This is a genomic window from Flammeovirga sp. MY04, assembly GCF_001682195.2.
In the GTDB taxonomy this organism is placed as follows: Bacteria; Bacteroidota; Bacteroidia; order Cytophagales; family Flammeovirgaceae; genus Flammeovirga; species Flammeovirga yaeyamensis.
On sequence record NZ_CP003560.2, the window covers coordinates 2,140,588 to 2,165,718 of the forward strand.

Consider the following 25,131-nt stretch of genomic DNA (forward strand, 5'->3'; position numbering starts at 1 on the left):
TAGGTTTCAATAATTACACCAATATAGATGTACAATAGTTTATTCTAACTTAGGAACTTACAATGCGAATATCAAACACATTAACACTATTCTTAGAAACTCGATATATTCTCCTTGAAAAAGAAAAAACACCATTTAAAATGGTGTTCGTGGTATAAAACAAGGAATTATAATAAATCTTTGTTCAAATTATAATATTATTATTGTTATTATTATGCTGATTGTAAAACTGTTTTCTTAGTATCCTTTAATAAAAAATACACTAATGGAACTATTGCAAATTCCATTAAAACATAAATAACCAATAATGGAGAAGGTATTCCGTCAATAATTATACTGAATAACCGACCTACCCCTAAGCCTGCACAAAATAGACCTGTTATAAAAATGGTTTCATTGACAAATCGATTAGAAATCGCACTATAATACACCCATCCGACTAAAGCGAGATACAATCCTGTAACCGCTCTCAAAATGTGGGCAGCATCGGTCGATACATTTTCTGGTACTATTAAGAAATTTGAGATAAACCAATTAGGAAATAAGCCATACATAAAAGCAATAACAGATAATGTTGTAGCAAAAAATAATAGATAGATCTTTTTAATATTCATTTTCGTATTTAATTTGATTCAACACAAAAGTAGTTTAACATTAAACTAAATAAATTGATCTATGATAAAAAAGGTTATTCCTAAAAAAGAAATAACCTCATTGATATATATAATTCGCATTAAAAGGTGTTATGCTAATTGTTGAGCTGCAGCTTGTATAATAGAAGATTCTTTTCCAAGCTTAACAACCTCGCCTATTACAATAATTGCTGGCGGCCTCACATCGTATTCATTTGCTTTTTCTACAATATTTTTGAGTGAACCAATCACTACTTTTTGAGTGGGTAAGGAAATATCTTGAACCAATGCAATAGGTTCATCTTCATTCCTATACATACTAAAAAGTTGAGAAATCAATTCTAGTTTACCTACACCCATTAGAATGACTACTGTAGCAGTTGAATTTGCTGCATGGGTAAGGTCTTTTGACATCCCACCAGAACATGTCGTAGCCGTCACTACCCAAAAGCTTTCGTTGATACCTCTTTTAGTCACAGGAATTCCTGCCAATGTCGGTCCTGCTAGAGAAGAAGATATTCCTGGTACAACATGACATTCGATACCAAATGTTTCTGCATATTCGATTTCTTCTTGTCCTCTCCCGAATACAAAAGAATCTCCCCCTTTTAACCTTGTAACGGAACCGTACTTCAATGCCATATCAACAATTAGTTGATTTGTTTCTTCTTGTTTTAAATAGTGAGCTCCTGCTCTTTTTCCTACGTAGACTTTTTCTACTCCTTCTGGAATAAATGAAAGTACATCTTCAGAAACCAATGCATCGTATAATACGACTTTGCTTTCCTTTAAAACTCTAACTGCTTTTAATGTTAGTAATTCGGCATCTCCAGGGCCTGCTCCAATTAAGTAAAAAGTAGGTGTCATAAGTAAATATTGTTTGATGTGATATCCAAAACTACGTATATATACTTATATATCAAAATATTTTTACGTATTTAAATAAGACTACAATAAGTATAATATATAATAAATAAGAAATTAAAACTCATTAATCATTCTATCTCCATATTTATACTTATATATATAAGGTAAGCATCACCAATACTACTTAATTAGAATGAATCAAAATTCGAACATTTACGCATTTTTTTTCAACATAAATTTGCATCTTCAGTATTATTACGTAGTTTTACTTAAACTTTCACTTAAAAGACATCAATTATGACAAAAATAGTAATAGTAGGAAACGGTATGGTAAGCTATAAGTTATGCGAGAAACTTGTAGAAAAGAAGAGTGCCGCTTCTATCACTGTCATAGGCGAAGAACCACGTCCAGCATACGATAGAGTACATTTAAGTGCTTATTTTGAGGACGCTAATGCAGACAAACTTTCTATGGCCTCAAGAGATTGGTACTCAGAAAATGGTATCGAGCTCGTTACATCTGAAAAAGTATCTCATATAGACAGAGATAATAAACAAGTAACTACGCACAATAATTCTACGTACTCTTACGATTACTTAGTTTTAGCTACGGGTAGTGCAGCTTTTGTCCCTCCTATTAAAGGTGTAGATAAAAAAGGTGTATTTGTTTATAGAACAATAGAGGACTTAGAAATGATGATGGCTTATGGTAAAAAAGTATCATCTGCAGCTGTTTTAGGTGGTGGTCTTTTAGGTCTTGAAGCGGCTAAAGCTGCTTTGGACATGAATCTAAAGACTTCGGTAGTCGAATTTGCCCCTCGTTTAATGCCAAGACAATTGGACGAAGTAGGCGGTGAACTACTAAAAAGTAAAATGGAAGATTTAGGCGTTGAAATTCTTTTAGGTAAAGCTACTTCTCAAATTGCAGGAGAGGATAGCATGACTGGAATGGATTTCTCTGATGATACTTCTTTAGATGTTGAGATGTTAATTATCTCAGCCGGTATTCGTCCAAGAGATGAATTAGGTAAAGAGGCAGGCCTAGAAGTTGCAGAAAGAGGTGGTTTTGTAGTCAACTCTCTAATGCAAACAAACGATCCTGAAATTTTTGCCATTGGCGAATGTGCATCTTATGAAAATATGATTTACGGTTTGGTCGCTCCAGGTTATGATATGGCTGAAGTAGTGGCTGAACAAATCGCTAACGAAAACAAAGAATATAAATTCGAAGGATTTGATATGTCAACTAAACTGAAATTAATCGGTGTTGATGTAGCAAGTTTTGGTGATCCATTCTGTGATAATGTACCTCACTCTCCTATCTCAATTGCTGACCAACAAGCAGGTGTATATAAGAGATTGAACATTAGCGAAGATGGAAAGAAATTATTAGGCGGTATTCTAATTGGTGATGCTGATGATTACAACATGTTACATCAGATGTATATCAATGAGATGGCTTTACCTCCACATCCAGTAGATCTTATCGCTAAAGGTAGCGGTGAAGGCGGTGCTGCAATTGGTGTGGACGCACTTCCTGATACTGCACAAGTTTGTTCTTGTGAAAACGTTTCTAAAGGCGACATCTGTTGTTCAATTCAAGACGATGGTGTTACTGATATCAACGGTATTAAAAAAGCGACAAAAGCAGGCACAGGTTGTGGTGGATGTTTACCAATGGTGAACAATATCCTTGAAGATACTTTAAAGAAAATGGGTGCTACTATCCGTAAGGAAATCTGTGAGCACTTCGAATATACTCGTCAGGAACTATTTGATTTGATTAAAGTAAATGAAATCAAAACTTACGACGAATTATTAGCTAAATATGGTAAAGGTGCAGGTTGTGAAACTTGTAAGCCTGCTGTGGCTTCTCTTTTAGCTTCTATTTGGAATGAATTAATTCTTAATCAAGCTACTATTCAAGATACCAACGATCGATTCCTTGCTAATATCCAAAAAGGTGGATCGTATTCAGTGGTACCTCGTATCCCTGGTGGGGAAATCACTCCAGATAAATTAATCGTTATTGGTGAGGTAGCTAAAGAATTTGATCTATACACTAAGATTACTGGTGGTCAGAGAATCGACTTATTCGGTGCTACATTAAATGATCTTCCTTTGATTTGGGAACGATTAATAAATGCAGGTTTTGAATCTGGTCACGCCTACGGTAAATCTCTTAGAACTGTAAAAAGTTGTGTAGGTAGTACATGGTGTAGATTTGGTCTTCACGACTCTGTTGGATTTGCTATTGAAATCGAAAACAGATACAAAGGTCTTCGTTCTCCACATAAATTAAAAGGTGGTGTATCGGGCTGTATTCGTGAGTGTGCTGAAGCTAGAGGTAAAGACTTTGGTGTTATTGCAACAGAAAAAGGATGGAACTTATATGTTGGTGGAAATGGCGGTGCCAACCCTAAACATGCGGTTCTTTTAGCAGGTGATATTTCTAAAGAAGAAGTAGTTAGATACTTGGATAGATACTTAATGTTCTATATCAAAACTGCCGAACCATTACAAAGAACTGCCCCTTGGCAAGAAAAAATCGAAGGCGGTATCGATTACTTAAAACAAGTAATTGTAGAAGATTCTTTAGGTATTGGTCAGCAACTTGAAGATGATATGGAAATTTTAATTGCTAACTACAGCTGTGAGTGGAAAGAAGCAATTAACAATCCTAAGATCAGAAAGCGTTTTGCTCATTTTAGCAATACTGATCAAGACGATCCAAACCAAAAGTTCAAGAGAGAAAGAGGACAACGTTTCCCTGTTGCTTGGTAATTAATTAAGATCTCAGAATGGTTATTTCCATTAAAAAATATTGATACTATGATTTTTGAAAATAAAACAATCGAAGAAGTAGATGTTTGGGTAAATGCCGGTCATGTAGACGATTTCCCAGAAGACGGAGGTTCTAATATTCTTTATGAAGGAGAACAAATCGCCATCTTTAAATTCACTACTTTAAACAAGTGGTTCGCCACTCAAAATCTTTGTCCCCACAAAAAGCAGATGATCCTCTCTAGAGGTATGCTAGGCACCGAAGGGGAAACACCTAAAGTAGCTTGCCCTTATCATAAAAAGACCTTTTCTCTTGAAACTGGAGAAAATCTTAACGGATGCGAAGACACTATCCAAACCTACCCTGTTAAGGTAGAAAACGATACCGTATTCGTGGGACTTTACGAGAAAAAATAGGTGAAAAGTAAATTGATTGAAAACATCCCTTGTTGGGGTGTTTTCTCTTACACTGAACCTCCACAACATTTTCAATTTTACATAAATGTGGAGGTTTTTTTATGCCCAAATTTTTATAGGGATAGATTTTTTTGAATGTTATTATCAGAAAATCGAAAAAAAGTGTGACCAAACTTTACGTACTTGCATCTAATCTTTAGAACATCACACAAAGGCGCCTTTTTGATGTCAATTTAGAGTTTAATCAACAAAATATAGATTATTATGCAATACGGATTCGGCGTATTATTCGAAACAATCAATTACCTGGCCTTCTTCGCTGCAGTTACTTTTTCCTATTTCTATTACATGAAATTTCGAAATCAGGAACGCATGTCTTTAATAGAAAGAGGGGTTGATGTTTCAGAAATTTATAAAAAACCTGAGGGCAAAAAGAATTTCCCTTGGATCACTTTAGCTTTCTTTATCATGTTTGTTGGTATAGGAATAGCTTTAAGTATTTTCGTTTCTATTGCCAATGATCTTCATAAACAGATTGGCGTGCCTTTAGGGTTTGCCATTTGCCTTATATCAGGGTCAATTGGATTACTTATAGGCAGAAAAAAAGAAAAGAAAGAAGATCAGTAACGAATGGATAGCATCTATATAAAAAAGGTGCTGGAAGGCGATACACAATCTTTTCAATTTTTAGTAGGTAAGTACAAGGAAGAAGGATTCTCTGTGGCTTTTTCGATTGTTAAAAATCAATATCAAGCAGAAGAGATTTTACAGGAATCGTTCATAAAAGCTTTTGAAAAGTTGGATCAGTTCAAAGGAAAGTCCTCATTCAAAACTTGGTTTTTCAGGATTATCATCAATGAGTCTTTACAAAAAACAAGAAAAAGCCTGCCTGAACAACCTTTAGATTTTGCTTTAGAAAAAGAACAAGAGGTAAATTCTATTTTGGACGATATCAATCTAGAAGAACAAAGAAATATCATTACAGATGTCTTTGAAACCCTCACTCCTAACGAATCTTTGGCACTCGACCTCTATCATTTGAAAGAATATAGTATTAAGGAAATAGAAGATGTAACTGATTGGAAAGCCTCTAAAATAAAAATGCTTTTATCAAGAGGTCGGAAAAACTTTTACGGAAAACTCCTTTCAGTATTTAAAATTGACAAAAAATCCATCTTATGATGAATGATGATAAAGACCTAAAGAAGGTTTTAAATAAAATGCATACGCCTAAATTAAGTGATGATTTTGAAGATATTTTGATGCAAAAGGTGCATCAGAAAGCTGTTGTAAATAAACAAAAAATGCATTCATTAAAATGGATGTTGATCTACTTCTTCAGTGGTCTTTTCTTAGGTGTATTCTTTGTTTTCAATCACTTCAATTTACTATCGGATAATCAAATGGGAGCAGTAATTATACTCGCTATAATTATATGTACTTTGCTCATATTTATCGTAGAGAAGGTCGTCAAAATGATGCTTTATCAGAAAGGAAAAATTGATATTAAAGAGCTATAAATCATAACTTACTAGTGTTAAATAAAAAAGAGTCAGCAACCCAAATTGCTGACTCTAGTTATATCTAGGGTTATGTTGAATTACTTCACAGTGTATCCTTTACCTTCCATACAAGCTGAAAAAGCTTTAACAAAGTCATCTTTCATTTTTTGATTTTGTGCAGCAGCAGCTTCGTTGTTTTGCTTTTGTTCAACAGCATCGCCATAAGCTTTAGCTCTTCTACCTCTTAAACCACCTGCAACCGCACCAATTGCAGCACCTTTACCAGCGTCGCCTGCAATTGCACCTATAGCTGCACCTGCTGCTGCTCCACCTGCAGCACCTTTTACCGCTGAACCATCTGCGGAAGTATCTGCTTTGTCAGCCTGAACTACAGTTGGATTGATTGGATCGTATCCTGTTTGTTCCATTGCCCATTTATAACAAGCCATTTCATCAGCATCCATTGTTGCTTGATCTTGATTATTTGATGGGAATATATAAATACCTAAACCTTTACTTACAGAGGTTGTCGGTGTATTTGTTTCTTGAGCCGGAGCTGTCGTTGTAGTATTCGACTGAGATTCGTCTATATTATAATTTGTTTGTCCGAATAGACAGAAAGACGAAAACATAAATAAAGCGGCAGTTGATAATAATTTTTTCATGAATAAGTTTTTTTTAAGTTTGATTTGTTAGTTATAACGGAAGTTGTGAATGCTAAGAATATTAAATTCTGATTCAAAAATATCAAATAATGATTTTTTTTGATTTCCTTTTAAATTATTACTCTCTACTCTATTTTTAGGAATGCAAAAGACAAACAAACATACTCGAACATTAACGCACAGAATAGAAAAACTCAGTTTAAAGAAGCTATGGACGCTTTATTCTATTGCAATCACCATAATTATCTTACTGCTTACTTTTTCACAGATTATTAATTATTCGTTTTCACAGAAGCAAAGTGTAGATGCTGATATTATTAATATGGCGGGACGTCAGCGTATGTTAAGTCAGAAAATAACAAAATGTATTCTTCTCATTCATAATGATCATGCTGCCGATACTTATACGAAAGAATTAAAAAAAGCAATTCAACTTTGGAAGAAATCACATGAACAACTTGGTGAGCACAATACTAAAATAAATAATGAAATTATTAAATCTGATGCTGATTTTCTTTATGCAAAATCGGATGCTTTCTTAAAGAAAATAATTGATGATGCTAAAGGCTTCTCCGATCAATCTTCTAAAGAAGTTGTCCAAGAAATATTGGACAATGAAGCTTATTATTTGGTACATATGGATCAGCTTGTGGGTATATATTCTGATTATGCCAACTATAAACTGAAACTTGTTCAGAACACTTCGATTCTACTATTTATTATCACTTTAGTTATTTTATTCTTCGAGCTTTTCTACGTATTCCGACCAACAGCAACAAGAATTAATAAAACTATTGCTGAGTTAGAGAAGACAAAAAATATCAATCATGAAAAAATTCAAGAAATAGACCAACTTTACCGTTCTCTTGGACAAGCGTATCAGCATTTATCAGAATCTAAAGAAACCGATGAAAATCTGCATGCTACTTTGGCGAAGGTGAACATGGAAGGCGATTTTACTTTCATTTCTGAAAAACTATTTGATATCATTCAAACAAAAGCAGATGATTTCACCTCAAGTCTATATTATTGGTTAGCTTCTGAAGGTTACAAAAAAGAGATGATTCAAGAGATTTTAGATATAGTCATTAACGGTGAGACTTGGGCCGGTACTATTAAAGTAACAGATGCAGAAGGTGATTTTAAGTGGTTGGAAATCATTATTTCTAAGATTTATGGAAAACCTACAGAAATTTTGATTGTGGGTAGAGACATTACTGATCAAAAGGAATCCGAAGAACGATCAAAAGAAATCAATCAAGAAGAAATTGATAAGCATATCGAAACTCAGAAATCAAGATCATTATTGATTCTGAAAGGACAAGAAGAAGAAAGGGGACGTATATCAAAAGATATCCACGATGGTATTGGTCAACTGTTAACCGCTTTAAAATTCAGTTTAGAATCTATCAACCCTGCTCAAGTAAAAATATCTACCAATAAGTTGAAAGAGTCTAAAGGCTTACTTAAGAATATTATTAGAGAAGTGCGACGTGTATCTTTCAATTTGTCACCAAATACTTTAGGCGATTATGGTATTCATGCAGTATTAACACGTTTTGCTCAAGAAACAAGTCGATTATCTGATGTTGAAATTAAATACAGTAATACTTCTGACTTTAACCAACGTTTCGAGAAGCATATTGAAACGAATATCTATAGAATTGTACAAGAAGCTGTTAATAATGCTATAAAGTATGCTGAAGCGGAAGAAGTAGATATTCTTTTAAGTCATGATTTCGAAGCCCTTTATATCGAAATATCTGACAATGGTAAAGGCTTTGATATGAACAACTTAGAGATACATGGTGGAGGAAATGGCTTGTTAAACATGAAAGAAAGAGCTGGTTTTGTAGGTGGTGAAATCAGCGTATCATCTGCAAAAGGAAAAGGGACGAAGATTTCAGTAGAAGTACCTATTGAGGAAAACTAAGTAATTTTTATATATTGCATTATTAAAGGAACAATATGATCCACATCGGTTGACAATAACTGATGATGAAATTGACAAAAGATATTTTTTTAGACTCACATCAACTTATTAAAATATAGATGACGCAGATTTCAGTAGTATTAACAGACGATCACGTAGTAGTTAGAAATGGTATTAAACTGTTACTGGAAAATAGCCATGAAATAAACGTGATAGGCGAAGGTGCTAACGGTTTGGAGGCACTTGAACTTTGCAAGAAGCTTACCCCTGATGTTTTGGTTATTGATATTAGAATGCCCGTAATGAACGGTATTGAAGCCACTTCGAAAATAAAAGAGTATAGTCCGAACACCAAAGTGCTAATTTTATCTATGCACGATGATTCTGAATATATTTTAGATGCGGCTGAAAAAGGTGCTAGTGGTTATTTACTTAAAGACTCTAATAGTGATGAGTTTTTAAAAGCTATTAAAACTGTTCATGAAGGTAAAAAATACTTCAGTGGTGACATTTCTAAAGTATTAGTAGAAAGTTATCTAAATATCAAAAATAACAATACGCCATCACCTAAGCCTGAGACAAAAGAAGTAGCTTCTATTGACCTTACTAAGCGTGAAAAAGAAATTTTAAAATATGTTGCTGCGGGAAAGAGTAGCAAAGATATCGCTTCAATATTAAATAAAAGTGTGCGTACAGTGGAGACTCACCGTTTTAATATCATGAAGAAAATGGAAGTAAAAAGTGCGGTAGAACTTATTGCCAAGCTTAACGACTACCCTACATTAAAAAGTGAATTAGAATTATAATCACTTCTATCCTAGGAAAACCTAAGCCTATCTACTTAGTAGATGGGCTCTTTTTTTGCTCTCAAGTAGTGACTCACCCCTTGAATTGAAAGTATTTACGTAATATATTCAATTTTTCACCCTCATTATTACGTATTATTACGTATTTTTACTTACTTTTGAATTATACATTACTTAATAAGCTCTTTTATCGTTTCATCCCACTCGATAAAATACTTAGAAGTAATATAAAACAAACACATGCTTTTAGGGGGAGGCATGTAAAATGCTTCCTCCTTCTTTTTCACTAAGCAAAAAAAAGAAGATGAAAACAATCACGACCTATAAATCTACTTGTTCCTATTGTGGTGTAGGCTGCGGTATTGATGTTCATAAAGATGCCAAAGGTAAACTAACTGTCGAAGGAGATCAAAATTACCCAGTAAATAAAGGAAAGCTTTGTTCAAAAGGAATGAATCTTCACTACGTAGTTCAAGATACTTCGGATAGATTACTCTACCCTCAAATGAGATGGAGTAAACAACATGAACTTCAAAGAGTAGATTGGGATACTGCTTTTACAAGAGCAGCAGCTGTTTTCAAATCAATTATAAAAAAATATGGACCAGATTCAGTAGGTATGTACGTATCGGGTCAGTGTCTAACAGAAGAATATTATTTAGCCAATAAACTGACTAAAGGTTTTTTCCAAACCAACAACATTGATACAAACTCTCGTTTATGTATGAGTTCAGCCGTTGTTGGTTATGTTAAAACCCTAGGTGAGGATACTGTTCCAATCTCTTATGAAGATATTGAATTAGCAGATACGTTTTTAATTGCCGGCGCAAACCCAGCATGGTGCCACCCTATTTTATTTAGACGTATTGAAGCACATAAAGAAGCGAACCCTGATACTAAACTAATTGTAGTTGATCCAAGAAAAACACAAACTTGTGCTTTGGCAGATTTACACTTACAATTAAAGCCAGGTACTGATGTTGTTCTTTATCAAGCTATTGGTAGAGCAATTATCGAAGAAGGCGATTTGGATTGGGATTTCATCAAAAACCATACAGATGGATTCGATGCTTACCGTAAAGAAGTAATGTCTAGAACTTTAAAAGAGGCCTCTTCTATTACTGGTGTAAGTATTGATCATATCAAACTAGCTGCTCGATATATTGGTAATGCAAAAGGATTTATCAATATGTGGGCAATGGGTCTGAACCAATCGGCTCAAGGTACCAATAAAAACTTGGCTTTATTAAACTTGAACCTTATCACAGGTCAGATAGGTAAGCCGGGTGCAGGTCCTTTTTCTCTAACAGGGCAGCCTAATGCAATGGGTGGTCGTGAAGTAGGTGGTATGGCTTCTTTATTGGCAGCACACCACGACTTAAAAAATCCTGAACATAGACAAAAAGTAGCTAATTTTTGGGGTGTTGATGGCATTCAAGAAAAGCCTGGTAAAACGGCTACAGAAATGTTCGAAGCTTTACATTCTGGAGAGATGAAAGCCGTTTGGATTGTTTGTACTAACCCTATGGTAAGTTTACCGAATTCCAAATTGGTTGAAGAAGCTTTAAAGAAAGCAAAATTCGTTATCGTTCAAGATATATCAGGAAAAGCAGATACGGTGGAGCATGCCGATCTTATTCTCCCAGCGGCTGGTTGGTTAGAAAAAGAAGGAACAATGACCAACTCTGAAAGACGTATTAGTCATTTAGAAAGAGTCATCCCTTCTCCAGGAGAAGCATTACCTGATACAGAGATTTTCTGTCGTTTTGCTCAAAAAATGGGATATCACGGTTTTGATTACCAATCGACTGAAGATATTTTTAAAGAGCATGCCGCTCTAACTAAAGGTACTAACATTGATATTTCGGAAGTAACTTATGATACTCTTAAAAAAGAAAGATCAATTCAGTGGCCCTATGTGAATGGTAAAAGTCAAGAAAGATTATTTACCGATCACCAGTTTTTTACACCAAACAAGAGAGCTCAAATCCTTACTTCTGGTCCTCAAAATGCATCAGATGCAACAAATGAAGACCTTCCATTAGTGTTAACCACAGGTCGTATTCGTGATCAGTGGCATACGATGACTCGTACAGGAAAAGTAAACAAGCTTAATCAACATATTAGTCATCCTTTCTTAGAAATTCACCCTGATGATGCCAAAGAAAGAGATTTAAAAGAAGGAGAAACTGCCGTTATTCAGACAGAACGTGGTGAATGTAGAGTAAACGTTACTGTTACCACAGATGTTAAAAAAGGAGTTATCTTCATGCCAATGCACTGGGGAAAAATTGGCGATCAGATTTTTGCAAGAACAAATAATCTGACGACCAATAATATTGATCCAATATCAAAAGAACCTGATTTTAAATTCTCTGCTGCTCAAGTAGTAAAATACAAAAAAGAGAAAGAGAGAATTCTAATCATTGGTGCAGGTGCAGCTTCCTATAGATTCTTGTATACTTACAGAGAACTCAATAAAGAAGATACTATCGAGGTATTTTCTAATGAATCTACACCATTCTATAACAGAGTTTTACTGCCAGAATATGTAAACGAAACTTTATTATGGAAAGACCTTCAAAAGTACGACAACCTTAAAGAATTTGATGATTTAGACATCAAAATTCATATTGGTAAATCCATCCAAAGTGTTGATCGTAAATCTAAATCGATTACCGATCAATTTGGTGATGTTTACGAATATGACAAGTTAGTCATTGCGACAGGTAGCCGTCCTTTTGTTCCTGCTGATGTGCCTATTCATTTAGAAGGGGTATTCACAATGAGAAACAAAAAGAATGCTGATAATCTGAAGCAATATCTTGGTGGCCAGGGTTCTGTTGTAATAGTTGGTGGTGGTCTTCTTGGACTAGAATTAGCAGCATCCCTAAGAGAAATTGATATCGACGTCACCATTGTTCAATTAGCGGGCCGTTTAATGGACCGTCAGTTAGATCCAACTGCTTCAGAATTGTTGCTTCATCATGTAGAAGACAAAGGTATTGAAGTGCTTCTGAACGATCAAGTGCAATCTATCGAAAAGATTGGCGATAAATCATATAAAGCAAAGCTTAAAGGTGGTAGAACATTAGAGAGCCAAGCCATTGTTTATGCTATCGGTACTCGTCCTAATGTTGAATTAGGAAAAGAATCTGGTTTAAAAACATCAAGAGGATTGTTGGTGAATGAATACCTTCAAACTTCGGATGCTGATATTTTTGCTATGGGTGAAATTGCAGAATTCGAAGGACAAATGAACGGTACAACGGCTGGTGCTGAAGAACAAGCTGACTCTTGTGCTCGTTTTATTTCTGGTGATTTATTAAGTAGATACTGTGGTACATTACCAATGAACATACTTAAGTTCTCTGATTTATCACTTTGTTCTTTAGGGGTGATAGACTATCCGAGAAAAGATAGATCTTACGAGGAAGTCATCTTACTAGATAAAGCACAAGCTTTCTATAAGAAATGTATCATCAAAGACGATAAATTAGTAGGTACTATTTTATTAGGTGATAAAGCTGAATTTGCTGATTATAAGAAACTAATTGAATTAAAAACTGAATTAGGTTCTAGAAGATCTGAACTTTTAAGAGGTAAGGGTGATGCTGAACCGTTGATGGGTGAAGTAATTTGCTCATGTGGAAATGTGGGTTCAGGAAACATCGATAAAGCCATCAATGCAGGATGTACTTCTTTAAATTCACTATGTGAGTCAACAGGAGCAGGTCTTGGATGTGGCAGCTGTAAAACAGAATTACAGCAGATTTTAAAGAACCATGAAGAAAAAATCCTTACTTTGTAATATAAACTTTCAATTATGATCGACCAACTATCTACAGAGACAATAGAAAAAGAAGATTTAGTAAGAGTTTTTATTAAAGGAGGGATTTCATCGCCCGGCGATCTTCTGAAAATTATTCAGGTGGCAGAGGAATTGGATGTAGAATTTCTACATTTTGGTTCAAGACAAGATATCTTGTTTGCTCCACCAAGAATTAGTAGACAAAAACTAAGAGAAACTTTCGATTCCATTAAAACAGGCTATGACTGTGATGGGGAATCTTATCAAAATATCGTGACCTCTTATGTAGCTTTGGATGTTATTCCAAGTACATCTTGGTTAGCGGCACACACTTATCATTATATCTTAGATACCTTTGATTTCCAACCGAAATTAAAGATTAATATTACTGATCCTGCACAAACAATGGTTCCTCTATTCACGGGACAATTGAATTTTGTTGCTTCAGAAAAAGAAGGATATTGGTATTTATTTATTCGAGAAGAAGAGCAAGCTGAAGTACTTTGGGAATGTCCTAATTTGATATACAATTACGATATCGCTAAAGTTGCACGTGCTTTTGAGGGGTTATATATTCCTGGTAAAACCATTGATTGTTCTAAAGTTTGGAAAACGATTGTTTCTAGTTTAGATATCAACACACTTGCTAAGACTGCTTCACTAAAATTACCCACAGGACCTTTCCCTTATTATGAAGGATTAAACCGTATGATCAGTGGGAAATATTGGTTAGGGTTGTATTGGAGAAATAACTGTTTCGACCTGCCTTTCCTTAAACAATTATGTGAACTGTGTCTAAAAACCAATATTGGTAAAATCACGATCACTCCTTGGAAATCATTTATTGTTAAGGGTATTGATTCCAAGCACATCATTAATTGGGAGAAGTTATTGGGTAAATTTGGTATTAATGTTCGACACTCTTCTTTGGAGTTAAATTGGCATTTACCTGTTTTGGATCAAGAAGCTTTAGATTTAAAAAATTACTTAGTAAGAGCACTTGATAAACAAGATATCAGTACTTATGGGTTAACATTTACGATCAAAACTAAGCCTGTAATTTTATTTACAAGTGTAGTTATTGAAAGTGTTCCATCAAGTAATGGAAACTTATTCAATATTCTGTATGCTAAGGATTTCAACTGTAACGAACCTAAGTATATCACTTTTGTAAAGAAAGTACCTAAGGAAGCTATTCCTCCTATTCTTATCGAATTGAGTCATTTATACTATGAACAATTAGATAATAGCAACTATGATGTGGATGAACCAAAATCAAATTTACCTCAACAAACAGTAAAAGTTTATCAGTGTAATAACTGTTTAAGTATTTATGATGAAAGTTTGGGTATGCCGGAAGAGGGAATTCCTGCCAATACTAAGTTTGAATTCTTGCCAAGTTCTTTCACTTGTCCATTATGTGATGCAGAGAAGGAAGCTTTCCAAGAGATTGAAATGCCTCAAAATAATTAATCATATCTATTATTATGACAAAAGACTCAACGATTCTATTTCGTTGAGTCTTTTTAGTTTAAGATATTTCTTGATGTTATCCCCTTATAATTGAACATTAAGTAAAGCTTCATAAGGATCACCTTCTAAGTTTAATATTTTTGCAAAAGCAGGTTCTGTTTTTAATCCTGCTTTTTTAAGAGCGATTATTTTCTTCTTAAAATCATCACCTAACTTATTTAGAAAATGATACTCTATAAGCATATGTCGGTAAGCATTTTGTTGATCCGCAGGCTTATTTTCACCATAGAGTTCGATCTCCATTCCATCAACAAAGAAATTAAATGTAACACATTCTTTGTCATTACGATTCATCATACCTGAATAAGAGAATCCATCATATTCAGAGAAATGCTTCTCTACTTTTTGACGAAAGCTATCAAAGTCATTTACTTCACAAATAACATCTAAATCACTCTCTTCGATATTTATATCTATAGGTATGGTACCTGTCAAGATAGGTTTATGATCCTTAAGTATTGAAAATAACTCAATCTTTTGTATAATCTTATAAGATTTTCGTTGTATTTGATTACCATTTTTTAGATAATCAATATTTATAAAATCATGAATCATTGAACAAGTAGTTAAAAATAAGAAAGTGAACATCTAATTCTAAGGATGAGAAAACACCCAATGAGATCCATCTTCAAAAAACTCTTTTTTCCAAATAGGCACTGTTTCTTTTAGTGTATCAATAGCATATTGACAACCATCAAAACTTGCTTTTCGATGAGGTGTAGACACAGCAATTACAACAGCTATCTCCCCTACCAAACAATCTCCTAAAGCATGTACAATACTTACCTTATCTGCATGATATTTCTCCTTTACCTGATTCGCAATTTTAGTCAATTCTGATATGGCCATGGGTTCATAAGCCTCAAAGAATAATTTGGCTACATCTTTCCCTTTGAAGTTGTTTCTTACGGTCCCAATAAACACATCAATTGCCCCACAACTATCTGATTTCACACTATCAGTAATTTCGGAGACATTGATATCATTTGTAGATTTTAAAGCAATCATAATATTATCATCCACCAGACATAGGTGGGATTAAAGCAATTTCGTCTGTTTGTTGAATTAATTCTGTACCATTCGCATGTTCACCATTTACAGCAAGTGCGATAGACCTCAATTTAGTAAGTGCTGGATAACGTTGTTTTAAAGCTTCTAGTAAATCCTCAGAAGTCTTTTGTTCAACTGTTAATTCCCATTCCAATTGAGAATCACCAATGATATCTTTAGCAATTCCAAAAAGTAAAATTTTCATACTTAAAATTAATCATAAAGTATTAAATACAAAAAAGGCTTCCACCGAAGTGAAAGCCTTTTGAATATTATCTTATAAAAGATTATAGAGCAATACCCATGAATGACATGAATGCCAATCCCATCAAACCAGTGATGATGAAAGTAATACCTAAACCTTTTAAAGGTGCTGGTACGTTAGAGTATTTCATTTTCTCACGAATCGCAGCAAGAGCGATAATCGCGATTAACCAACCTAAACCAGAAGAGAAGCCATATACACCAGCTTCAATAATAGTGTACTCTCTTGGCACCATAAAGAATGCGGCACCTAAGATAGAACAGTTTACTGCGATTAGTGGTAAGAAAATACCTAATGATCCATATAATGAAGGAGAGAACTTCTCGATGATCATCTCTACCAACTGTACAGTCGATGCTACTACAGCGATAAATAAGATGTAAGTTAAGAAGTCAAGGCTAACGTTAGCATAAGCATCTGATACCCATACCAAAGCACCTTCTTTCAAAATATAGTTATATACCAACCAGTTCAAAGGAACTGTAATTGTCAATACGAATGTTACGGCTGCACCTAAACCTAGGGCAGTATCAACTTTCTTAGAAACGGCCAAGTAAGAACACATTCCCAAGAAATATGCGAACACCATGTTGTCGATAAAGATCGACTTGATTGCAAGATTTAATAAATCCATTTTTGTGTCGAATGTTTTTTAATGAAAATTGTTCTTAAGCTTCTTCTACGTAACCGTTTCTCCAACGCTGAACCCAAATGATCAAACCGATAATAATGAAGGCTCCTACTGGAGAGGTCATTAAACCGTTGTTTACATATGCTTCTGGAAGAACACGGATATCAAACAATGTACCTGATCCTAATAACTCACGGAAGAAAGCAACCACTAAGATTACCCATGCATAACCGAAAGATGAACCAAGACCATCAAGAACTGAATCATATGCTTTGTTTGCCATAGCAAACGCTTCCAAACGACCCATTACAATACAGTTGGTAATGATTAGACCAACATATACACCTACAACTTTAGATACATCATATAGATAAGCTTTTAAAACTTGGTCTACGATAATTACTAAAGATGCTACAATACCCAACTGAACGATGATACGAATACGTTGTGGAATTGCATTACGTAACAATGATACGATCAAGTTTGAGAAGATAATTACGAATGTTACCGCAATTGACATTACTAAAGTTGGTTCCAACTTAGAAGTTACCGCCAATGCAGAACAAATACCTAATACCTGTACCGTTACAGGGTTATCGTCATCCAGAGGATCTGTAATAATTTTCTTTCTTCTCTTCGAGAATAAAGCCTCTGATTTTTTTGCTGCTACAGTTTCTGTGCTCATTTCTTTTTTTGCTTTTAAAATTTACAAATAGAAAACTACTGGGCCATAGAAACCGCAGAAGCACCTTTATTAATGAATGGTTGGTAAGCTTCAAGGTACATTTTTACCATGTCGTTTAAGCCATTCGCTGTTAAAGTAGCTCCTGAAAGACCATCCACTTCAGAATTAGAAAGACCTGTATGTCCTTCACCTTTCACCATGTGAATTGGAGTCAATTCGCTACCATTAGTGATAGTTTTACCGATGTAACGGTTTTGTACCTCCGTATCGCTAATTCTAGCACCTAAACCTGGAGTTTCACCTTTATGAGAGAAAACTACACCTTTTACAGATTTCTTATCTGCATTTAAAGCGAAGTAACCCCAGATGTCATTCCAAAGTCCATATCCATACATAGGAAGAATGTAAGCTTCAACTGTTTTACCATCTTCAGCAAGGAACTCATAGATTGGTAAAACTGGTTGTTCTTTTGATTCTCCTTTGTTTAGTTTTTTCAACTTTTTCCACTCTTTAGAGATGTTTAGTTTCTCTAAAGTAGTAGCGTCAATTGCAGATCCGTCAACATTTACAACTTTGATTCTTTTGTCGTAAACTGCTGCAATTTCTGTTTTTGGTGATTCACTCATTTCTGGCATCACAGAAAGCATAATTTGCTTTTTGGTGTCAAGAGCAATCTGTATTTTCTGTGTCTCATTTAGAGACACTGCAGTGAACGCTAAGATACCGCCAAGGACGATCGTCATAACGACTGCAAAACCGATGACATAACCGTTAGACTGTTGCACGTTTTAATCTTCGTTTTTTGTTCGCATTTACTACATAGTTATCGATCAATGGAGCCATTACGTTCATAAGAAGAATAGCTAACATGATACCTTCTGGATACGCTGGGTTCAACACACGGATAATAACCGTCATGATTCCGATAAACGCACCATAAATCCACTTACCAGTGTTGGTTTGTGAAGCCGATACAGGGTCAGTTGCCATGAATACAATACCAAATGCAAAACCACCAACAATTAAGTGATAGTAAGATGGCATATCAAGGTAAGCAAAATATTTTGCTCCTTCTACACCGTCTTTAACTGCTTGCATGTCTCCAGCAAATACGTTTAATAAAACACCCATACCTAAAGCTCCAAGAACTCCTGAAAGGATAATTCTGTAATCAGCAACTTTAGTCCAGATCAATACGATTGCACCGATCAAACACATTAAGGCAGAAGTTTCACCAATTGAACCTGGGATTAGACCAATGAAAGAAGTCATCGCTAATTCTGCAGGAGATTGTACCCAATGAGCATGTTGTGCTACGAAATCAGCTACAGGCTGACCTACTTTCTGAGCCTCAACAGCTAAACCAAGGAATGTTGCACCAGTAAAACCATCTACAGTAGCCATAGCTTGACCCGCTGCAGTTTCACCGATTTCGATCCATACTTTGTCACCTGAAATTTGTGCAGGGTAAGCAAAATATAAGAATGCACGTGCTGTTAAAGCAACGTTCAAGATGTTCATACCTACGCCACCGAAAACTTCTTTAGCGATTAATACTGCGAATGCAGAAGCTAAAGCAATTTGCCAAAGTGGTAAAGAAGCAGGAACAACCAATGGTATCAGGATACCTGTTACCAAGAAACCCTCTGTAATAGGGTGATTTCTAAATACTGCGAAGGCTGCTTCGATAGCACCACCTGCTGCATAAGAAACTATAATTAATGGCAAAGCCAATTTTAAACCATAGATTAACTGAGCACCGAAAGAGGCAACTTCAGCATCATTGGTAGCTAAGAAGTGTTGGTAACCAACGTTCCAGATACCAAAAAGAATCGCAGGGATTAAGGCAATCACTACAGTCATCATCACACGCTTCAAATCGACCGCGTCACGAACCTGTACACCTTTTGCTTTAGTTACTTCCGGAGGAGTAAACATAAAGGTCTCTCCTGCTTCAAAAACATAGTAAAGCTTTTCTAGCTTACCGCCTTTCTCGAAAAGAGGCTTTTGTTTTTCTAAGAGATCGTGTAAAAATTTCATTGAACTTAAGCTATTTTCTACTTAATAATTTTGCACCAAATTAGTCCAAACGCATTGTATCAAGACCTTGACGAACAATTTTCTGGATATCGTGCTTAGATACATCTATAAACTCACAAAGAGCGAAATCCTCTTCAGCAACTTCATAAATACCTAAAGCTTCCATGTTCTCATAGTCATATGCTAAGATGGACTTTAATAAATACATTGGATAAATATCCATTGGAACTACTTTTTCGAAAGCACCAGTAACAGCAAATGGTCTGTCTTGACCGTTTGTGTTTGTATCTAATGCATATTCTTTAGAAGTAGAACCCAACAAACCAAATGCTTTATGGAAAGACAAACGGCTTGTAATTGGTGCTAACCACCCGTCAGTTAGGAAGAATCTAGATTTCTTACCTTCTGCCAATGCAGTTACCATGTTCGAATAAAAGCCTACGAAACCATCTTTGCTGATTGCTGAACCAGTAAGGATGTTACCAGAAACTACACGAACATCATCTCCTTTAATTTTTGCTGCCGCAATTGTATCTACAGAAGCACCAACATATGTTTCAACATATTCTGGCTTGTCAACTTTTGGACCTGCTACAGCAATAACTTGTTTAGCATCGTATTTACCTTCCTTGAAAAGTTTACCGATTTGTGCTAAACCTTGTGGAGAGATTGTCCAAACTACATCATTTGCGTTTGCAATTGGAGAAGTGTGGTGAATTTGAACACCAACGTTACCTGCTGGGTGAGGTCCGTTGAATTTATTCTTTTCAACACCTGCTACATTATCAAATAATTTTGATGGAGCAGTTCCGTTTAAACCAACATACACTTTTGGAGCAAATTTCTTAAGAACATCTACACCCGCTTGGATGTAAGCTTCTTGTCCTTGAAGAGTGAATTCATAATTTGGAGCCAAAGGATGGCTATCAAATGATGAAACAAAGATTGCTCTTGGTTGATCTGAAGGATCAGCAACAATCGCATATGGACGACGGACTAATAGTGGCCAAACACCACTTTCCAACATCACTGCTTTTGCATCTTCTACTGATACTTGATCTACTGGTTTTACTGGGAATTCTTTGTATTCAATGTTGCTATCAGCTTCTACAACGATAGCAAGTAATTTACGACGCTCACCTCGTTGGATTTCAACGATTTCGCCGCTTACAGGTGAAGTATATTTTATTTCTTCTTGTTTCCCGTCGATTAAGATCGGGTCACCTGCCTTAACTTTAGCGCCCACTTTAACCACAGACTTCGGACGAATCATGCCCGGAAAATCTTCTGGTTTTAAGGCGTACCTTTTGGGTGCTTCGACATCCTTGGCAATGCTTTCTGTAGCCTTACCAACAAGTTTGATATCGAACCCTTGTTTTAATTTCACGTTATTAGACATCGGATATTATCGAGTGACAGAGTAAACGCTCCTATTTTTTTCAACGACAAACTTACTAAATTCATATTATTGTTGAAACTTTATGGGCATCGGATTTAGTAAGTAAATTCAAATATTTAGGTATTTGAATAAATAAAGTTAAACTTTAACATAAAAAATCTGCAAATTGGTATACTAAATGATATATATAAAGACGTTATAAAGAGAAAGAATCATAAAATCGACTAAAATGCAAACAGTAAACAGTACAGAAATCGCCGCAATTTGGGATCAGATCAAGCATCGTAAAGATGTTATCAGCGTACATAATTTACACTTCGTTAAGGTCACTGATGCAACTTTAAAAAACCCCCATCTTATCACATGGGATTTCCATAAAAAAGAGGTAAATATTTCTGAAGTTCCTTATGTAAATACTGTTGATGATGAACCTATTAACTTAGGTGATTACAAATATCTATGGGTAAAGAATGAAGACCCAAGAAATCAGGCATTATTTAGAATCTTGATGAATAACGATGGTAAAAGTTTCGAATTAAAAACACTTTTCCATCCAGCACATCAACAACAAGAATTAAAAGTAAATTACCTCCCCTTTTCAGCGGAAGTAATTGAAGCATAAAAAGGAGCAAAAGCTCCTTTTTTATATCTCAAATATTACTTTTTCATTAGGCACTCTTACCCTTTCATTGTAAATCCCACCCTCTGCAGCAGGTCCACAACCTATGATCATGCTTATTTCAGTATCTTTAGGAAGATTTAAGATTTTTTTAATACGTTTACTATCGAATCCTTCCATCGGACATGTATCATAACCTTCAGATTTCATAGAATACATAAAAGTCATAGCAGCTAAAGCGACACTTTTGTGCAGAGTTATGGCTACATCTTTTTTCGCAACTTGTCTAACCATCGGACGTTTTAAACCAACGAACCAAGCAAACATTTTCTTCCCAAAACTACGGATGCCTAGTTTATCATTTTTATATAAAATAGGAACTAGCTTTTCGTAATAGCTTAATGCTCTTTTTTGATCTTTTTCACTTAAAGGCTTTTTCTCAAAACCTTTTTTCATCTCCTCTAAATTAAATTTTGCTCTTTCAGACCACAATGATGGTCTCACCGTGAACAATACTAATTCTCTTGCAGTTGTTGCCGCTTTTTGCTTCATACAATTCACTGCAACCTCCTTTTTAATATCCTCAGTGGTAATTCTATAGAACTCCCACATTTGCATATTCGAACTGTTTGGGGATAAAGTAGCTCTTTCTAGACTTCTCTGAACTGCCTCATGATCAAAAGCCACTTCCTGATCGTAAACTCTCACTGATCTTCGTTCGTTAACCAGTTCATCAAAATACTTGGCGTTGTTAGTCATTTTTTATTTGTCCTTTTTTATTATTTAATTGTCATTGTAAATAGAGCATTGTCGATATTAATATCTGTATAAACCTCTTTGTATTCATCAAAAACTAATGATCATCAAATATTTATACATGTAACTCCTTGATATTGTATCCTTTTAAATGCTATTCACAATTTGATCACAAAATTAGTCAATAATTAATTAACATGAGAAAGTTCATTTCTAATTTATCAATCTTAAGTCTTTTAGTTGGGTTAGCCTTCATATTACATTCTTGTGGTACCGACGGAGAAGAAGTAGATTTAGGTAGTGCTACCTTTTATGCTGACTCAAATAGCGGTTCTTCTGGAGGAGTAATTACGATTCTAATTACTGATAAAAATGCTAATGAAAAAGCTGAAGGACAGCTTTTAGCATATGCACAAGATCCAAACTGCGGTAAAGAAATAGATGGAGATAAAGACGTATTCACTGTAAATTTACCTGACGGCACTTACACTGTATTCGCCGTTGAAGGGGATTATAATGGAATAGACGGTTCTTGGTTTAACGACCAATATGGTCAGGACATTACAATTAATAATGGTACATGTAGTAGATTTTATTTAGGTGGAGGCGACTTTCCTAAACAACCTGCACAACCTAATCCTGTAGCTGGAGCAAGGTTCTCTAAAGACCATGTATTTATGTTATTCAAGGTTACAGAGAATTAATACCCTATTTATATATTAATCATAAAAAAAGCGAATCCAACGATTCGCTTTTTTTATCCTCCAATCATAGACATAGAGTCAAGTTGATTGTTATCCTCTTCTTCTTCCCAACCACTTTTTTTCTTTTTATAAAGGTGATTTTGGATTTCATCTACGATTTCTTGATTAGACATATCTGACCTAACCAAGGCTCTTAGATCCAAACCATCTTTAGAATACAAGCAATTTCTTATTTGCCCTAATGATGTAATTCTCAATCGATCACAAGTACCACAAAAAGTTCGACTAAAGGCTGGAATGATTCCAATTTTCCCTTTTAGAAATTTTGTTTGATAGATTTGGGCAGTTGAGGGTTGATTCGTTTTTATTTTCTCGAAATCTGAAAACTCATTGAATAAAACCTCTTCAATATCTTTGTAGTTCCAAGTAGTAGATACTTCTCTACCTGTACCATTAAATGGCATTTCTTCAATATATCTGATTTCAATTGGTGCATTTTTGGCAAGCAAAGCTAAAGGTATAATCTGATCCGTATTTTTCGAATCCATCACCACCATATTCACTTTCACATTAAAGTCCATTTTGATCATTTTCTTCAATGAACTCATCACTTTATCAAAATCGTCTCTTCTAGTAATTTCTTGAAATTTTGATCTTGAAACAGCATCAAGGCTAAGGTTGATGTCTTTTATCCCTAAATCATTCAACACTTCAAGGTGTTCCTCCAATAAAACACCATTTGATGTTATCCCTACTTTTTTGATGCCCTCAATTTTCACTAATTGCTCCAAAAAATGAATCAAACCACTCCTAACAAAAGGTTCCCCTCCAGTAATACGCACTTTTTCTACACCATTTTGAGCAAGGATCTCCATTAACTTTATCATCTCTTCAAAAGTCAATAACTTATCCTTTTGCACAAATTTCATATGCTCAGGCATACAATAGGTACATCGGAGGTTGCAACGATCAGTTACGGCTAATCGCACGTATTTTATTTGTCGGTTAAACTTATCTGTTAGCATAGATTACAAATATAATTGATCTAACACACAAATTATAAAAAAGACCTTATCACATGTTAAATGATAAGGTCTTAAATCAAATATTAATTCTTTACAAAAGATTTGATTTTGTAAGATCTTTGTACACTTCCCAAAGAACCAACAATACTGCTACTGCAATACATGGTTGGGCTACGAATACAAATAAGAACATTAAATATGGTCCTGGCATAATGATGTAAGGAATGGAAATAGCCAAACCTACGATCACAAGCATAGCTTCTATAAATATCTTTCTCATAATTTCTATTTATTTGATACGGCAAGGTTTGAAATATATTCTTTTACTTCATTGGCATCTTTAGAAGAGATTTCTCTATTCTTAGGATTAGATAACCACTTATAATCCTCATGACCTGGCGTTCTTCTCGAAGGTTCTGGATGGGCTCTACCATGACAGTTTAGACAAGAAATAGATGCATCATCACTTTTTAAGTTTTCAATAACTGGCTGATGTTCTTCTACAGCTTCGAAAGTTCTTGAACCTTCGTGACAACCATAACAGTTCATAGAATTAAATTCACCTCTGTAGCGAATGGGCTCTTCATATGTTTTTGTTACGTATCTCATCAAGTGTCTGTAACCGTCTAATTTTGCTTTCATGGTTCCTTGGAAACCATAATCGGCATGACAGCTATAACACTCATGCTCAGCAATCCATCCATTTTTATAGTGTCTTGCTGCTAAAGTTTGAGATGTTGCGTCAAACATCATGTCGTTAGCCATAGGTGCCATAACGTGGCAGCTTTGACAAGTTGTTGACTCTTTAGTTGTTACAAAAACATGATAGTTTCCTAATAAAACAGCCAAAACTGGGAATAAAATAATAGCTACTAAAACCATTGCTCTTACTCCACCTGTAAGGTGCTGTTGAAACCTTTGTTGTCTTAATTTGAAAAGTAGGATCACTTCTACGATTAGGATCACTACTGCAAGTATATCTAATATTGTTTCCATTAATCGTTGAA

General features: G+C 34.9%; 26 protein-coding genes. 11 read left to right on the forward strand and 15 right to left on the reverse strand.

The genetic code is table 11. The features are described from left to right. Nucleotides 1-212: 212 nt before the first annotated feature. Nucleotides 213-614, reverse strand: coding sequence for a DUF4345 domain-containing protein (locus tag MY04_RS08625; protein WP_066208675.1), 402 nt, complete (start codon nt 612-614; stop codon nt 213-215). 129 nt (nt 615-743) lie between these two features. Further along, nucleotides 744-1,499, reverse strand: a complete 756-nt coding sequence (gene cobA / locus MY04_RS08630; protein ID WP_066208677.1) for a uroporphyrinogen-III C-methyltransferase — start codon at nt 1,497-1,499, stop codon at nt 744-746. Nucleotides 1,500-1,796: 297 nt separating this feature from the next. Between cobA and nirB the strand changes: the two genes are divergently transcribed. From nirB to MY04_RS08655, 5 genes are all read left to right on the forward strand, one after another. Further along, nucleotides 1,797-4,283, forward strand: coding sequence for a nitrite reductase large subunit NirB (gene nirB / locus MY04_RS08635; RefSeq protein ID WP_066208679.1), 2,487 nt, complete (start codon nt 1,797-1,799; stop codon nt 4,281-4,283). Between the two features lie 48 nt (nt 4,284-4,331). Further along, entirely contained in the window at nt 4,332-4,700 is a 369-nt protein-coding gene (nirD, locus tag MY04_RS08640; RefSeq protein ID WP_205960507.1) for a nitrite reductase small subunit NirD, read from the forward strand. Between the two features lie 264 nt (nt 4,701-4,964). Next, entirely contained in the window at nt 4,965-5,327 is a 363-nt protein-coding gene (locus MY04_RS08645; protein WP_066208683.1) for a DUF6249 domain-containing protein, read from the forward strand. Between the two features lie 3 nt (nt 5,328-5,330). Continuing rightward, on the forward strand, nt 5,331-5,882 hold the full coding sequence (locus tag MY04_RS08650; protein ID WP_066208685.1) for an RNA polymerase sigma factor: 552 nt from the start codon (nt 5,331-5,333) through the stop codon (nt 5,880-5,882). Then, nucleotides 5,879-6,220: a hypothetical protein gene (locus MY04_RS08655; RefSeq protein ID WP_066208687.1), complete on the forward strand. Its 342-nt coding sequence runs from the start codon at nt 5,879-5,881 to the stop codon at nt 6,218-6,220. The genes MY04_RS08650 and MY04_RS08655 overlap by 4 nt, the downstream gene beginning before the upstream one ends. Before the next feature lie 80 nt (nt 6,221-6,300). On the opposite strand, the gene MY04_RS08660 is transcribed toward MY04_RS08655, so the two are convergent. Further along, a complete protein-coding gene (locus tag MY04_RS08660) occupies nt 6,301-6,867 on the reverse strand; it encodes a YMGG-like glycine zipper-containing protein (protein ID WP_236941105.1) in 567 nt (188 codons plus the stop codon). 142 nt (nt 6,868-7,009) lie between these two features. On the opposite strand from MY04_RS08660, the gene MY04_RS08665 reads away from it, so the two are divergent. The 4 genes from MY04_RS08665 to MY04_RS08680 all read left to right on the forward strand — a co-directional run bounded on the left by MY04_RS08665 (nt 7,010) and on the right by MY04_RS08680 (nt 14,890). After that, on the forward strand, nt 7,010-8,800 hold the full coding sequence (locus MY04_RS08665) for a sensor histidine kinase (protein WP_066208688.1): 1,791 nt from the start codon (nt 7,010-7,012) through the stop codon (nt 8,798-8,800). A gap of 119 nt (nt 8,801-8,919) precedes the next feature. Beyond that, nucleotides 8,920-9,606: a response regulator transcription factor gene (locus MY04_RS08670; RefSeq protein ID WP_066208690.1), complete on the forward strand. Its 687-nt coding sequence runs from the start codon at nt 8,920-8,922 to the stop codon at nt 9,604-9,606. A gap of 304 nt (nt 9,607-9,910) precedes the next feature. Continuing rightward, entirely contained in the window at nt 9,911-13,417 is a 3,507-nt protein-coding gene (locus MY04_RS08675) for a nitrate reductase (protein WP_066213146.1), read from the forward strand. A gap of 15 nt (nt 13,418-13,432) precedes the next feature. Beyond that, entirely contained in the window at nt 13,433-14,890 is a 1,458-nt protein-coding gene (locus MY04_RS08680; protein WP_066208692.1) for a rubredoxin, read from the forward strand. An 84-nt stretch (nt 14,891-14,974) separates the two neighbouring features. Here the strand turns inward: MY04_RS08680 and MY04_RS08685 are convergent, their stop codons facing one another. The 8 genes from MY04_RS08685 to MY04_RS08720 form a co-directional block, all read right to left on the reverse strand. Beyond that, a complete protein-coding gene (locus MY04_RS08685; protein WP_066208693.1) occupies nt 14,975-15,505 on the reverse strand; it encodes a DUF4269 domain-containing protein in 531 nt (176 codons plus the stop codon). A gap of 39 nt (nt 15,506-15,544) precedes the next feature. Then, nucleotides 15,545-15,958, reverse strand: coding sequence for a molybdenum cofactor biosynthesis protein MoaE (locus tag MY04_RS08690; RefSeq protein ID WP_066213149.1), 414 nt, complete (start codon nt 15,956-15,958; stop codon nt 15,545-15,547). Between the two features lie 7 nt (nt 15,959-15,965). Continuing rightward, complete coding sequence (gene moaD, locus MY04_RS08695) at nt 15,966-16,205, reverse strand: molybdopterin converting factor subunit 1 (protein WP_066208695.1); 240 nt, start codon at nt 16,203-16,205, stop codon at nt 15,966-15,968. 82 nt (nt 16,206-16,287) lie between these two features. Then, complete coding sequence (gene nqrE, locus MY04_RS08700) at nt 16,288-16,899, reverse strand: NADH:ubiquinone reductase (Na(+)-transporting) subunit E (RefSeq protein WP_066208697.1); 612 nt, start codon at nt 16,897-16,899, stop codon at nt 16,288-16,290. A 34-nt stretch (nt 16,900-16,933) separates the two neighbouring features. Next, nucleotides 16,934-17,581: an NADH:ubiquinone reductase (Na(+)-transporting) subunit D gene (locus MY04_RS08705; protein ID WP_066208699.1), complete on the reverse strand. Its 648-nt coding sequence runs from the start codon at nt 17,579-17,581 to the stop codon at nt 16,934-16,936. Between the two features lie 35 nt (nt 17,582-17,616). Beyond that, the gene (gene nqrC, locus MY04_RS08710; RefSeq protein ID WP_066208700.1) at nt 17,617-18,366 is read right to left on the reverse strand and encodes an NADH:ubiquinone reductase (Na(+)-transporting) subunit C; all 750 of its coding nucleotides are present in this window, start codon (nt 18,364-18,366) and stop codon (nt 17,617-17,619) included. Then, complete coding sequence (locus MY04_RS08715) at nt 18,353-19,621, reverse strand: NADH:ubiquinone reductase (Na(+)-transporting) subunit B (protein WP_066208702.1); 1,269 nt, start codon at nt 19,619-19,621, stop codon at nt 18,353-18,355. Before MY04_RS08715 ends, nqrC begins: the two co-directional genes overlap by 14 nt. Before the next feature lie 40 nt (nt 19,622-19,661). Next, entirely contained in the window at nt 19,662-21,008 is a 1,347-nt protein-coding gene (locus MY04_RS08720) for a Na(+)-translocating NADH-quinone reductase subunit A (protein WP_336234601.1), read from the reverse strand. A gap of 241 nt (nt 21,009-21,249) precedes the next feature. Here MY04_RS08720 and MY04_RS08725 point away from each other — a divergent pair, with 241 nt between their 5' ends. Further along, complete coding sequence (locus MY04_RS08725) at nt 21,250-21,642, forward strand: hypothetical protein (RefSeq protein ID WP_066208706.1); 393 nt, start codon at nt 21,250-21,252, stop codon at nt 21,640-21,642. Nucleotides 21,643-21,663: 21 nt separating this feature from the next. Here MY04_RS08725 and MY04_RS08730 read toward each other — a convergent pair whose 3' ends face one another. Next, entirely contained in the window at nt 21,664-22,398 is a 735-nt protein-coding gene (locus MY04_RS08730) for a nitroreductase family protein (RefSeq protein ID WP_066208708.1), read from the reverse strand. Nucleotides 22,399-22,592: 194 nt separating this feature from the next. Here MY04_RS08730 and MY04_RS08735 point away from each other — a divergent pair, with 194 nt between their 5' ends. Then, the gene (locus MY04_RS08735) at nt 22,593-23,099 is read left to right on the forward strand and encodes a hypothetical protein (RefSeq protein WP_066208709.1); all 507 of its coding nucleotides are present in this window, start codon (nt 22,593-22,595) and stop codon (nt 23,097-23,099) included. Between the two features lie 53 nt (nt 23,100-23,152). On the opposite strand, the gene moaA is transcribed toward MY04_RS08735, so the two are convergent. The 3 genes from moaA to MY04_RS08750 all read right to left on the reverse strand — a co-directional run bounded on the left by moaA (nt 23,153) and on the right by MY04_RS08750 (nt 25,120). Further along, complete coding sequence (gene moaA, locus MY04_RS08740; protein WP_066208711.1) at nt 23,153-24,124, reverse strand: GTP 3',8-cyclase MoaA; 972 nt, start codon at nt 24,122-24,124, stop codon at nt 23,153-23,155. Nucleotides 24,125-24,215: 91 nt separating this feature from the next. After that, a complete protein-coding gene (locus MY04_RS08745; RefSeq protein WP_066208713.1) occupies nt 24,216-24,404 on the reverse strand; it encodes a hypothetical protein in 189 nt (62 codons plus the stop codon). A gap of 5 nt (nt 24,405-24,409) precedes the next feature. After that, nucleotides 24,410-25,120 (reverse strand): NapC/NirT family cytochrome c, encoded by a 711-nt coding sequence (locus MY04_RS08750; RefSeq protein ID WP_066208715.1) that lies wholly within the window; start codon nt 25,118-25,120, stop codon nt 24,410-24,412. Between the last annotated feature and the right edge of the window lie 11 nt (nt 25,121-25,131).

Bases quoted from the DNA above. Each gene is read 5' to 3' on its own strand.
- MY04_RS08625 (WP_066208675.1), bottom strand. From the start codon at position 614: ATGAATATTAAAAAGATCTATCTATTATTTTTTGCTACAACATTATCT.
- cobA (WP_066208677.1), bottom strand. From the start codon at position 1,499: ATGACACCTACTTTTTACTTAATTGGAGCAGGCCCTGGAGATGCCGAA.
- nirB (WP_066208679.1), top strand. From the start codon at position 1,797: ATGACAAAAATAGTAATAGTAGGAAACGGTATGGTAAGCTATAAGTTA.
- nirD (WP_205960507.1), top strand. From the start codon at position 4,332: ATGATTTTTGAAAATAAAACAATCGAAGAAGTAGATGTTTGGGTAAAT.
- MY04_RS08645 (WP_066208683.1), top strand. From the start codon at position 4,965: ATGCAATACGGATTCGGCGTATTATTCGAAACAATCAATTACCTGGCC.
- MY04_RS08650 (WP_066208685.1), top strand. From the start codon at position 5,331: ATGGATAGCATCTATATAAAAAAGGTGCTGGAAGGCGATACACAATCT.
- MY04_RS08655 (WP_066208687.1), top strand. From the start codon at position 5,879: ATGATGAATGATGATAAAGACCTAAAGAAGGTTTTAAATAAAATGCAT.
- MY04_RS08660 (WP_236941105.1), bottom strand. From the start codon at position 6,867: ATGAAAAAATTATTATCAACTGCCGCTTTATTTATGTTTTCGTCTTTC.
- MY04_RS08665 (WP_066208688.1), top strand. From the start codon at position 7,010: ATGCAAAAGACAAACAAACATACTCGAACATTAACGCACAGAATAGAA.
- MY04_RS08670 (WP_066208690.1), top strand. From the start codon at position 8,920: ATGACGCAGATTTCAGTAGTATTAACAGACGATCACGTAGTAGTTAGA.
- MY04_RS08675 (WP_066213146.1), top strand. From the start codon at position 9,911: ATGAAAACAATCACGACCTATAAATCTACTTGTTCCTATTGTGGTGTA.
- MY04_RS08680 (WP_066208692.1), top strand. From the start codon at position 13,433: ATGATCGACCAACTATCTACAGAGACAATAGAAAAAGAAGATTTAGTA.
- MY04_RS08685 (WP_066208693.1), bottom strand. From the start codon at position 15,505: ATGATTCATGATTTTATAAATATTGATTATCTAAAAAATGGTAATCAA.
- MY04_RS08690 (WP_066213149.1), bottom strand. From the start codon at position 15,958: ATGATTGCTTTAAAATCTACAAATGATATCAATGTCTCCGAAATTACT.
- moaD (WP_066208695.1), bottom strand. From the start codon at position 16,205: ATGAAAATTTTACTTTTTGGAATTGCTAAAGATATCATTGGTGATTCT.
- nqrE (WP_066208697.1), bottom strand. From the start codon at position 16,899: ATGGATTTATTAAATCTTGCAATCAAGTCGATCTTTATCGACAACATG.
- MY04_RS08705 (WP_066208699.1), bottom strand. From the start codon at position 17,581: ATGAGCACAGAAACTGTAGCAGCAAAAAAATCAGAGGCTTTATTCTCG.
- MY04_RS08715 (WP_066208702.1), bottom strand. From the start codon at position 19,621: ATGAAATTTTTACACGATCTCTTAGAAAAACAAAAGCCTCTTTTCGAG.
- MY04_RS08725 (WP_066208706.1), top strand. From the start codon at position 21,250: ATGCAAACAGTAAACAGTACAGAAATCGCCGCAATTTGGGATCAGATC.
- MY04_RS08730 (WP_066208708.1), bottom strand. From the start codon at position 22,398: ATGACTAACAACGCCAAGTATTTTGATGAACTGGTTAACGAACGAAGA.
- MY04_RS08735 (WP_066208709.1), top strand. From the start codon at position 22,593: ATGAGAAAGTTCATTTCTAATTTATCAATCTTAAGTCTTTTAGTTGGG.
- moaA (WP_066208711.1), bottom strand. From the start codon at position 24,124: ATGCTAACAGATAAGTTTAACCGACAAATAAAATACGTGCGATTAGCC.
- MY04_RS08745 (WP_066208713.1), bottom strand. From the start codon at position 24,404: ATGAGAAAGATATTTATAGAAGCTATGCTTGTGATCGTAGGTTTGGCT.
- MY04_RS08750 (WP_066208715.1), bottom strand. From the start codon at position 25,120: ATGGAAACAATATTAGATATACTTGCAGTAGTGATCCTAATCGTAGAA.